General features: G+C 74.1%; 9 protein-coding genes and 1 riboswitch. Of the genes, 5 read left to right on the forward strand and 4 right to left on the reverse strand.

Annotated elements, in window-relative coordinates; genetic code table 11:
• On the reverse strand, positions 1 to 2,174 hold a 2,174-nt coding region (locus EAD96_RS28520), incomplete at its 3' end, for a nitrate- and nitrite sensing domain-containing protein (protein ID WP_121686414.1).
• Entirely contained in the window at positions 2,161 to 3,339 is a 1,179-nt protein-coding gene (locus tag EAD96_RS28525) for a hypothetical protein (protein WP_121686415.1), read from the reverse strand. The genes EAD96_RS28520 and EAD96_RS28525, both read right to left, overlap by 14 nt.
• Before the next feature lie 374 nt (positions 3,340 to 3,713).
• On the opposite strand from EAD96_RS28525, the gene EAD96_RS28530 reads away from it, so the two are divergent.
• The 3 genes from EAD96_RS28530 (at position 3,714) to EAD96_RS28540 (ending at position 8,093) form a co-directional block, all read left to right on the forward strand.
• Entirely contained in the window at positions 3,714 to 6,578 is a 2,865-nt protein-coding gene (locus EAD96_RS28530) for an alpha/beta fold hydrolase (RefSeq protein WP_121686416.1), read from the forward strand.
• Positions 6,578 to 7,495 (forward strand): ABC transporter permease subunit, encoded by a 918-nt coding sequence (locus EAD96_RS28535; RefSeq protein ID WP_121686417.1) that lies wholly within the window; start codon positions 6,578 to 6,580, stop codon positions 7,493 to 7,495. The genes EAD96_RS28530 and EAD96_RS28535 overlap by 1 nt, the downstream gene beginning before the upstream one ends.
• Positions 7,496 to 7,646: 151 nt before the next feature.
• Positions 7,647 to 8,093: a DoxX family protein gene (locus EAD96_RS28540; protein ID WP_120572882.1), complete on the forward strand. Its 447-nt coding sequence runs from the start codon at positions 7,647 to 7,649 to the stop codon at positions 8,091 to 8,093.
• 54 nt (positions 8,094 to 8,147) lie between these two features.
• Here EAD96_RS28540 and EAD96_RS28545 read toward each other — a convergent pair whose 3' ends face one another.
• Positions 8,148 to 8,789: a DUF4232 domain-containing protein gene (locus EAD96_RS28545; RefSeq protein ID WP_120572883.1), complete on the reverse strand. Its 642-nt coding sequence runs from the start codon at positions 8,787 to 8,789 to the stop codon at positions 8,148 to 8,150.
• Positions 8,790 to 8,796: 7 nt separating this feature from the next.
• Positions 8,797 to 9,075: a helix-turn-helix transcriptional regulator gene (locus tag EAD96_RS28550; RefSeq protein ID WP_233586207.1), complete on the reverse strand. Its 279-nt coding sequence runs from the start codon at positions 9,073 to 9,075 to the stop codon at positions 8,797 to 8,799.
• An 18-nt stretch (positions 9,076 to 9,093) separates the two neighbouring features.
• On the opposite strand from EAD96_RS28550, the gene EAD96_RS28555 reads away from it, so the two are divergent.
• The gene (locus EAD96_RS28555; RefSeq protein ID WP_233586208.1) at positions 9,094 to 9,471 is read left to right on the forward strand and encodes an EamA family transporter; all 378 of its coding nucleotides are present in this window, start codon (positions 9,094 to 9,096) and stop codon (positions 9,469 to 9,471) included.
• 72 nt (positions 9,472 to 9,543) lie between these two features.
• A riboswitch (SAM riboswitch) is annotated at positions 9,544 to 9,676 on the forward strand.
• Positions 9,677 to 9,688: 12 nt separating this feature from the next.
• Positions 9,689 to 10,978, forward strand: coding sequence for a threonine synthase (thrC, locus tag EAD96_RS28560; protein WP_121686418.1), 1,290 nt, complete (start codon positions 9,689 to 9,691; stop codon positions 10,976 to 10,978).
• The last annotated feature ends 46 nt before the right edge of the window (positions 10,979 to 11,024 follow it).

Genomic DNA, 11,024 nt, shown 5'->3' on the forward strand with positions numbered 1-11,024 from the left:
CGCCCGGCGGCCGGGGGAGCGGCCGGGGCCGGGCCGACGACCGGTGTCGGCGGGGTGACGTGCCCGGGACGTGCCGCCGGTCCGGACGGCCGGGTCGCCGGCGGCCAGACCGGCGGCGGACCGCCGGCGGCCGGATCGTCGTCCTCGTCCGTCTCCGCGGTGCCGGCCTGGCTGCCGAAGGCGTTCCACGGGTCGCCGCTGGACATGCTGCGCGTGGCCCGGGTCAGCAACTCGGCGTCGAAGCCGGTCGGCGCGTCGACGGCCGGTGGCTCCGGCTCGTGGGTGCCGGGCACCGCGGCGCGGCCGGCGCTGACGCCGACCGGCTCGGGACGGCGGATCACGAGCGAGGCGCCCGGGATCTCCAGGGCGGCGGTGACGCCGCCGCCGGGGGTGTGGCTCAGCCGGACGCTCCAGCCGTGCCGGCGGGCCAGCCGGCCGACCACGAACAGGCCGAGCACCTCGGTCGGGGCGAGGTCGAGGCGTTCCCGCCGGGTGAACCGGGCGTTCTCCTCGGCCATCCGGTCCTCGGTCAGGCCGATGCCGTGGTCGACCACGACCAGCCGTGCGCCGCCGTCGGTCAGCTCACCGGTCACCACCACCCGCGTGTGCGGCGGCGAGAACGAGGTGGCGTTCTCCATCAGCTCGGCGAGCGTCAGCACCAGGTCGCCGGCGATGGCGGGGGACGCCGCCACGCCGGGCGGGACCTCCACGTCGACGCGGGTGTAGTCCTCGATCTCGCCGAGCGCGAGCCGGACCACGTCGGCCAGCGGGACCGGCGCCACGTGACCGTCCGAGCCGGTGGCGCCGGAGAGCACCACCAGGCTGCCCGCGTTGCGGCGCAACCGGCTGGAGATGTGGTCCAGCCGGTAGAGGTGTTCCAGGCGGCCCGGGTCGGTCTCCTGCCGTTCCAGCCGGTCGATGAGCGCGATCTGGCGGCCGACCAGGTTCTGCGTACGGCGGCCGACGTGGCCGAACATCTGCGCCACGTTGCGCCGCCCGGCGACCTGCCGCTCGACCAGCCGGGCGGCGGTGTGCTGCACCCGGTCGAACGCGCGGGCCAGGTCGCCGATCTCGTCCCGGGCGCTGATCTCCACCGGGTCGAGGCGTACCGGGGGGACGGTCTCGGACTCGTCGTCGGCGACCCGGGTCAGCTCGGCCTCGGTGACCCGGGCGACGCGCTCGGCGGAGCGGGTGAGCCGGCTCAGCGGCCGGGCCACCGTACGCGCCACGGTCATGCTCAGCAGCACCACGACGAGCAGGATCGCCGCCGCCGCGAGGCTGACCAGCCAGGCCGCGGTCAGGGCTTCCCGTTCCCGGGCGCGGGTCTCCGCGATGACGTCCGCGACGACCTTCTTCTCCACGAACTGGCCCAGCGTGATCATCGACCGGGCCGAGGGGAACAGCACGTCCAGCGGCACCGGCGCGATCGCGCCGACCGGGTCCCGGAGGCTGTCCACCAGGAACGTCGGGCTGGTCCGGGCGGCCACCGCCGCGTCGTCCAGCTCGGCCACCTTCAGCTGCTCGGGCGTGATCAGCTTGCGGAACCGCCGGTTGTCGACGTTGAGCCCCGCCATGCACGCCACGAACGACCGGGCCACCAGCGGATCGCCTGTCGCCTTGACCAGCACGATCTGGGTGGTGCACGAGCTCAGTGCCTCGTCGACGCGCAGCAGCGCGTCCAGGGCGAGCACCTGCCGTCCGGCCGCGGTGTCGGTGTCCACCTGGAAGGGCAGCCGCAACGCGTCGATCAGGGCGGTGTCGACCTCGCCGAACACGGTCAGGATCTGCTGCGGCGTGGCCCGGCCGGCGAGCGTGGCGTTGCGGACGTCCTCCAGCCGCCGTACCCCGTCGAGGCTCTCGCGGACCGCCGACGGCAGCGGCTCGGCGCGCAGGTCGGCGACCCGGTCGTCGACGGTGGCCGACTTCTGGATCAGCTCGGTACGGCTCACCCGCCCGAGCAGCAGCCCGACCGAGAGCAGGCGTTCCTGCTGGAGGTCCTGGACCAGGCTGCCGACCCGGCTGGCGACGCGGACGGTCTCGGCGGTGTCGGCGGCCCGCTGGGCGGTGGTCACCCGGTCGATGACGACCGGTACGGCCAGTCCGACCATGCTGAGCAGCGGAATGATCACCAGCAGGGCGAGCTTGCCCCGGATGCGTAATTTACCGAGCAGCATCGAACGGCCTCCACCGGTCGGCGTCGCCACCGTGCCCCACAGCGACCGGCTGGCGGTCGGCGCCGGGCGCGGTGAGCGGTGGTTCCGGGTGGACAGTGGGCGCCGGTGCGGCCTCGGCCGGTTCCCGGCGTGCCGGGGTGGCCCGGGACCGGTCCCGGCGCAGCGCGGCGACGTGCAGCGCGACGATTCCGGCGATCAGCAGAACCGCCGCCCCGGCGGCGATCCGGCCCAGCAGCCGGTCCCGCTCCAGGGCGTCGAGGCGTTCCACGAGTAGCGCGTCGAGCTGGTCGAGGATGACCGTGCGGAGCTCCTTGGCGGCGTTCTGCGCGCTGATCCCGGCGCGGGTGAGCTGGTCGGTGCCCGGCGCGGCCCGGCCGGCGCCGGGCGCCGAGTAGGTCGCGAACGTCTCCAGTGAACGCTGGTACGTGTCCAGCGGGGTGAGCACGTTGGCGCCCAGGTCGGTGCTCTCCGAGCTGTCGACCGCCGAGCGCAGGTCGGCGACCAGGTCGGTGGCGGGACCGAGCGCGGAGACGCGCAGCTCGGCCAGCTCCGCGCCCACCCGCGCGCGCTCGGCGGCGGGGCGCTTGGCGGACAGCCGGGCCAGGTCGACGAGGCGTCCGGCCAGCACCGTCGCGGTGGGCAGGTCGCCGCCGATGCCGTCCTGGAGGAAGAACGAGTCGGAGCGCGGGTCGCGGATCAGGCCGGAGCTCTCCCGTACCTTGCGGTAGAGGGCCAGGAGCAGGTCGGACGCCTCGCCGTAGGCCCGGTACGCGGCCTCGGGGTCACCGATTCCGCGGTCCGGCAGCGACTCCAGCTTGGCCCGCAGCCCGGCCCAGCGTTCGTGGGTGCGCAACTCGTCTCCGACGGCGTTGTCCACCTCCGCGACGCCCTCGATGGCGGCGGCGAGCGAGGCTCGGGACACGGCTCCCTCGGCGACGGCGATGGCCTGGGCCTCCACCAGCGTGTCGGTGACCGGCCCGAGGGCGCGCAGGTAGCGGACGCCGAGCCGTTCCCGGGTCGCCAGGTCGTGGTCGTCGGCGAAGTCGCGTTCGGCCTGGACGAAGATCAGCCCGAGCGGGGCCAGCAGCGCCAGCACCAGAACCAGGGCGAGCGTACGGCCCGGTACGGCGGGCCGCCGACGGACCCGCGACGCGGGGACTGTCATGGTGTGTCTCCTCCGGCGACGGCGGGGCGATCGGTGCCCCGGGAGGTCGCCGTACGCAGTCCCGTGCACCGGACCGGAAAAGTAGCCGAACCGGACGCGGGTGGGACCTCGGCCGATGAGTCGGCTTCACGTCAGTCCACTTTGGGTGACCCTGTGTCAGGGCGAATGGTACGTAGCGTGCGATCGTGTAGCCGAGAAGTGACATCGACGGTGGTTTGCGCCCGTAGATGTGAATTCACATGATCCGAATTCGTCCCGCTGGGATGCTCTGGACCTTTGGCGGATGACGGACGCTACGCGACGATCGGTGCAACCGGACAGACGTACGGCGGATCTCAGCGAATGCTCAGCCGTCGGCCCGTACCGTGTGGCGCATGAGATCAACCGCCGCGCGGCTCCGGCGCGCCCTGGCCGGCCGTCCGCGCCGCACCGTCGCCGCAGTGGTGGTGGTCGTCCTCGTCGCCGCCGCGCTGGTCTGGGTGGCCCGGCCGGGCGGCACGGACTTCCGGACCGAGCCGGAGACGGTGACGGTACGCTCCGGGCCCTCCGGCGACGAGCCGGTCGACCTGGACACCACGCTCTACCTGCCGGAGGACGCCTCCTCGTCCAACCGGGTACCGGCGGTGCTGCTGGCGCACGGCTTCGGCGGGACCAAGGACTCGGTCCGCTCCGACGCCGAGGACCTGGTCGCCCGGGGGTACGCGGTGCTCACCTGGACCGCCCGCGGGTTCGGGCGCAGCGGCGGCCAGATCCACCTGGACAACCCCGACTACGAGGTGCGGGACGCGCAGCGGCTGCTCGACCGGCTCGCCCAGCGGCCGGACATCCGCCTCGACGCGGCCGGCGACCCCCGGGTCGGTGTGGTCGGCGGCTCGTACGGCGGCGGCCTGGCCCTGCTGCTGGCCGCGCAGGACCAGCGGATCGACGCGATCGTCCCGATGATCACCTGGAACGACCTGTCCCGGGCCTTCCTGCCGGAGAGCAGCGGCCGGCAGCCCACCGACGGTGTGTTCAAGAAGGGCTGGGCGGGCATCTTCTTCGGCGGCGGCGGGAACGCCGGATCCGGCCCGGCCGGTCTCTCCGGGGCCACCGCCGCCGCACCGGAGGGCGCACCCGAGTCCGCCGGCCCGCCGAGCCCGCAGCCGGGCGCCGGGCCGGGCAGCGGTCCCGGTCGCGCGCCGGCCGGCGCCGCCGACCCGTCCTGCGGGCGCTTCGCGGCCGACGTCTGCGCCGCGTACCTGCGCATCGCCACCACCGGCCGGGCCGACGCGGCGGCGGTCGAGCTGCTGCGCCGGTCGTCGCCGGCCGGCGTGCTGGACCGGATCAAGTCGCCGACGCTGCTGGTGCAGGGCGAGGCGGACACGCTCTTCCCGCTGGCCGAGGCGGACGCCAACGCCCGGGGCATCGCCGCGGCCGGCACGCCGGTGCGGGTCGCCTGGTTCACCGGCGGCCACGACGGCGGCTCCGGGCCCACCTCCGACTCCGACCGGGTGAAGTTCCTGACCGCGCAGTGGCTCGACCACTACGTCAAGGGCGACGGGGCGGCCCCCGGCGACACGTTCACGTTCTCCCGGATCGCCGGGTTCGACGCGCTCGACCGGGGCCTGGTGGCAACCGGCTTCCGCACCGCCGACTATCCGGGCCTGACCGGTGAGGGCCGCCGCGAGGTGACGCTCGCCGGTCCGCCGCAGCCGGTCGCCGTACCGCCCAACGGCAACCCGGCGGCGATCTCCTCGGTGCCGTTCGCGGGCGCGCTCGGCTCGCTGCTGGACGGCGTCGCCGGTGACATCCCCGGCCAGCACGCCCGCTTCGAGTCGGCGCCGCTGGACGAGCCGGTCGACGTGGTGGGCGCGCCCACGGTGCGGATCAGGGCCGCCTCACCGACCGGCGAGGCGGTGCTGTTCGTGAAGCTCTACGACGTCGACCCGCAGGGCGCGGCCACGCTGCCGTCCGGCCTGGTCGCGCCGGTGCGCCTGACCGGCCTGCCGGCCACCGTCGACGCGGCCACGCCGGTCACCGTGACGCTGCCGGGGATCGTCCGGCGGGTCGAGGCCGGGCACCGGCTGCGGCTCGTCGTGGCGACGTCGGACCAGGCGTACGCCTCGCCGGCCGAACCGGCCGTACACACGGTGGCGCTCGCGGACGGGCCGCTGACGCTGCCCACCGTCGACGCCACGCCGATCCCCACCACCGCCACGATCTGGCGCTGGGCGCTGGCCGGACTGCTCGCCGCGATCGTGGCCGGGCTCGTCGTGGTCGTGCTGCTCACCCGTCGCCGGCACCGTCGCCAGGACGACTCCGTGCACCCGGAGTACGCGGGCGTCCCGCTCGCCGTGCGCAACCTGCGCAAGGAGTACGCGGACGGTTTCGTCGCGGTCTCCGACGTCGACTTCGAGGTGCACCCCGGCCAGGTGGTCGGCCTGCTCGGGCCCAACGGCGCGGGCAAGACCACGACGCTGCGGGTGCTGATGGGGCTGACCCAGCCCACCGCCGGTGAGATCTACGTCTTCGGTCACCGGCTGGTGCCGGGCTCGCCGGTGCTGTCCCGGATCGGCGCGCTGGTCGAGGGACCGGGCTTCCTGCCGCACCTGTCCGGCCTGGACAACCTCAAGGCGTACTGGCGGGCGACCGGCCGGCCGTGGGAGGACGCGCACTTCGACGAGGCGCTGGAGATCGCCGGCCTGGGCGACTCGGTGCACCGGCGGACGAAGAAGTACAGCCACGGCATGCGCCAGCGGCTGGCCATCGCCCAGGCCATGCTCGGCCTGCCCGAGCTGCTGGTGCTGGACGAGCCGACGGACGGGCTGGACCCGCCGCAGATCGCCGAGATGCGCCGGGTGCTCCAGCGCTACGCCACCGACGGCCGGGCGGTGCTGGTCTCCAGCCACCTGCTGGCCGAGGTGGAGCAGACCTGCACGCACGCGGTGGTGGTGAACAAGGGCCGGATCGTGGCGTCCGGCCCGGTGGAGGAGATCGTCGGCGAGTCGCCGAGCGTGCTGTTCGAGGTGAGCGACCCGGACGCGGCGCGTACGGTGCTCGACCGGCTCGGCGGCGTACGGGTGCTGCCCGACGTCGACGGCGGGCTGGTGGTCGACACCAACGGCACCGCCCGCAGCGAGGTGGTGGCGGAACTGGTCCGCGCCGGCATCGGGGTGGACCGGGTGGTGCCCCGGCGCCGCCTGGAGGACGCGTTCCTCGCCCTGGTGGGCGAGAACTCTCGGGGAAGCGGGGACCGGTGATGGCGGATTCGTCTTTGGCATCGTCGCCTGGTGGCGGCACGTCCGGTACGGCGGCGCCGGGCGCGGGCGGGGCGGCGGCCGGTTACCGGCCCTCGGCCACGCTCCCGTTCGCGGCGGAGTTCCGGCGGCAGGCGTCGCGCCGGCGTACCCAGCTCGCGCTGGGGTTCATGGTGCTGCTGCCGCTGATCATCCTGGTGGCGTTCCAGTTCGACGCCGGGGACGACGACGGCGGTGGGCGGGGCGAGTTCTCCAGCCTGGCCGACCTGGCCACCTCGGGCGGGCTCAACTTCACCCTGTTCTCGATCCTGGTGTCCGCGTCGTTCCTGCTGGTCGTGGTGGTGGCGCTGTTCTGCGGCGACACGGTGGCGAGCGAGGCGAGCTGGGGCAGCCTGCGTTACCTGCTGGCGGTGCCGGTGCCCCGGGCCCGGCTGCTGGCGGTGAAGCTGGTCGTCGCGCTCGCGTACTCCGGGCTGGCGTTGCTGTTGCTGGCCGGCACCGCGCTGCTCGCCGGCACGCTCCGGTACGGCTGGAAGCCGCTGAGCAGCCAGGTCTCGGCCGAGCTGGCCCCGGCCGACGGGTTGCTGCGGCTGCTCGGCGTGCTCGGCTATCTGGCGGTCGTGCTGCTGGTGGTGGCCGGGCTGGCGTTCCTGCTGTCGGTGACCACCGACGCCGCGCTCGGTGCGGTCGGCGGTGCGGTGCTGCTGTGGATCCTGTCCAGCATCCTGGACCAGATCACCGCGCTGGGCGGGCTGCGGAACCTGCTGCCGACCCATTACAGCAGCGCCTGGCTGGGGTTGCTGTCCACGCCGATGCAGACCGACGACGTGGTCAAGGGCGCGTTCTCGGCGGTCGTCTACGCCACGCTGTTCTGGGGTCTGGCCTTCTGGCGCTTCACCCGCAAGGACGTCACGAGCTGAGGTGACCGGACGGGGTCGCCACGGGAGTGGTCCGGCCCATATCATGGGAGCGTTCCCACACGATTGTCCCGCCTGCAAAGAAATCGATTAACATCAATCAGTAGTCCCGCCATCCTGGACGGCGTCCGGCACCCGTACCAGGAGGTTTCCCATGATCCCGGCGCAGCTGAAAGCCCCCGTGCTGTCCCTGTTCCGCATCGTCACCGGCGCGCTCTTCCTCTGCCACGGCGCCGCCTCGATCTTCGGCGTCTTCGGCGGCAACCCGGCCACCGGCGGGGCCGTCCCGTTCGGCACCTGGCCCGGCTGGTGGGCGGCACTGATCCAACTCGTGTGTGGCGCGCTGGTGCTCGTCGGCCTGTTCACCCGGCCGGCCGCGCTGCTCGCCTCCGGCTCGATGGCGTACGCGTACTTCGTGGTGCACCAGCCGGACCACCTGATGCCGATGCAGAACGGCGGCGAGCTGGCCGCGCTCTTCTGCTGGTCGTTCCTGCTGGTCGCGGTGCTCGGCCCGGGAAACTGGGCGCTCGACACGCTGCTGGCCCGCCGCCGGTCCGTCGCGACCGAGCCCACCGCGGCCCCGGCCTCGGTCCCGGCCTGAGTCCGCGGCGGCGAACCAGATCCCGGTCGGGGTGATCCCTGCCGGGCTCTGGTTCTACAGCGGATTGACCGGCGCAGTCGTGGGCGGCGGCGGGACGGCCGGCGTGGGTGTGCCGGCCGGGTCGGGCTTCCGGCGCTCCCACGCGCTGACGCCGAGCCGGCCGGTGTTGCCGAGGTCGATCGGCCCGTCCAGGGCGACCGGGTACGCCGGCCAGCCGGCCACCGGCGCGACGTCGAGTTCCCTGCCGTCGGTCGCCACCACTGTCGGGTCGGTGACCAGGTTCCGCCAGATCAGCGCCGCGCCGGCCCGCTCGCCGGGGGCCAGCACGATCCGGGTGGGCGGGTGGTCGAAGCCGGAGGTGATCGGCTTGGCACCCGGGATGATCCGCACCTCGATCGGGTCGCCGTCGGCGTCCCGGAGCGTGACCGCCGGATAGCCGCGCAGCTCGTACGGCCGGTCGCCGCAGTTGAGCAGTTCCAGGCCCATCGCCCGCAGGCCCATCGCGGCGCTCACCCCGAGCCCGGTGATCGCGATGCCCTCCGGGGAGCAGGTGGCGGCGGGCGTGTGGTCGGCGGTGGGAGCGCCCGGCCGCGGCGGCGGGTCGGACAGTCCGTCCGCGGGCCCTCGGGCCGGGGTGCAGGCGGCCATCAGCGTCACGCCGGTGAGGGCGCCGATCAGGCGCGCCGGTCTCCGCATCCGGCGATCATGCCACTCCGCCGCGCTCGGCGAGGACCGCGTCGAGCAGGCCCGGGTAGAGACGGTCCAGTTCCTCGCGGCGCAGCCGCACGTAGCGGGTGGTGCCGGCGACCCGGGTGCGGGTCAGGCCGGCCTCCCGCAGCACCTTGAGGTGGTGGCTGCGGGTGGCCTTGGAGACGCCGAACTCGAACGAGCCGCAGGCGTGTTCCCCGCCGGGCGCGAGCGCCCGCACGATCTGGAGCCGGACGTCGTCGGCCAGCGCCGCGAGCACGGCCGTGACCGGCACCTCGCGCAGCTCGGGTTCGTGCAGCTGCTCATGATCGGCGCCGTGCTCGGCTGGGCGTTCTACACCCACGGCGCGAGCCGGTTCCCGGAGTGGTCCGCGCTGCGCTACACCACGCTGACCGCTGTCGCGGGCATGCTCGCCATGCTCGCCGCCAGCGCCGTCGCCGACCTCACCGGGCTCCAGCACGCGCCGGCCGCCGCCGACCTCGTCGCGATCGCTCCCCAGCTCGCGTACGCGGTGCTGGTCGCCGCCGTCCTCGCGGTGCTGGCGTGGAACACCGGCGTACGGCGGCTCGGCCCGGCCGACGCCGCGCTGTTCATGAACCTGGTGCCGGTGGCCACGTTCGCGGTGCAGATCCTGCGCGGCTACCGCCCGGTCGCGGTGGTCGGACGCTGAGCCGGCCCACAGCGTGGGATCCCGGGGTGGCGCGGCCGTGAGCAGCGCCTAGACTCGGCGGCACAACGCAATACCTCATCCAGAGGGGCTGAGGGATACGGCCCGACGACGCCCCGGCAACCACCCGCACGCTCGACGACGAGCGACGGCGGGCAGGTGCCAATTCCGTCCCCGCCGCACCCGGCGATGCGGGGAAAGATGAGAGGAAATCCTCGACATGACGTCGACGCTTCCCGTCGCCACCGGTATCGACACCACCCTCAGCCCGGCCCGCGCCCTGGTCTGCCGCGCCTGTTCGGCGCGGTACCCGCTCGCCGCCCAGCACGCCTGTTACGAGTGTTTCGGGCCGCTGGAGGTCGACTACGACACCGCCGCGCTGGCCACCGTCACCCGCGAGCAGATCGAGGCCGGTCCGGACAACATCTGGCGGTACGCGGCGCTGCTGCCGGCCGGTCAGGACCCGGCCACCCGGGTCACGCTCGACCCGGGGCTGACCCCGCTCGTCGCCGCTCCGCACCTCGCCGCCGAGCTGGGGCTCACCGCGCCGCTCTGGGTCAAGGACGACAGCGCGAACCCCACCCACTCGTTCAAGGACCGGGTCGTCTCGGTGGCGCTCACCGCGGCCCGGGCGCTCGGCTTCTCCCGTTACGCCTGCGCGTCCACCGGCAACCTCGCCAACTCCGTCGCCGCGCACGCGGCCCGGGCCGGCGTGCCGTCGATCGTCTTCATCCCCGGCGACCTGGAGCAGGGCAAGGTCGTCACCACCGCTGTCTACGGTGGCGACCTGGTCGCCATCGACGGCTCGTACGACGACGTGAACCGGCTCTGCGGCGAGCTGGTGGAGACCGACGAGTTCGAGGACACCGCGTTCGTCAACGTGAACGTGCGCCCCTACTACGCGGAGGGCTCCAAGACGCTCGGCTACGAGGTGGCCGAGCAGCTCGGCTGGCGGATCCCGGCCCAGGTGGTCATCCCGATGGCCAGCGGCGAGCTGCTCACCAAGATCGACAAGGCGTTCGCCGAGCTGGTCGAGATCGGGCTGGTCGAGGCGCCGGCCGGCGGCTGGAAGGTGTTCGGCGCGCAGTCGGCCGGCTGCAACCCGATCGCCACCGCGCTGCACGGCGACACCGACACGATCACGCCGGTCAAGCCGGCCGGCATCGCCAAGTCGCTGAACATCGGCGACCCGGCCGCCGGGCTGTACGCGCTGGAGGCGGTCCGCCGTACCGGCGGCTGGATGGACTACGCCGACGACGACGAGATCCGCGCCGGCATCCGGCTGCTCGCCCGTACCACCGGGGTGTTCGCCGAGACGGCCGGCGGCGTGACGGTCGCGGTGCTGCGCAAGCTGGTCGAGTCGGGCCGGCTCGACCCGGCCGCCGAGACGGTCGTGTTCAACACCGGGGAGGGCCTGAAGACGCTCGACGCGGTGGCCGCCCAGGTCGGCCCCACCCACCGCATCAAGCCCAGCCTGCGCGCCGCCCGCGACGCCGGCCTCCTCGCCTGACCCGGAGCCGGCCTCGGCCGGGTGGGGGAGGTGGGCTCGCCCGGGT

This window comes from Micromonospora sp. BL1, assembly GCF_003667485.1.
GTDB lineage: Bacteria > Actinomycetota > Actinomycetes > Mycobacteriales > Micromonosporaceae > Micromonospora > Micromonospora tulbaghiae.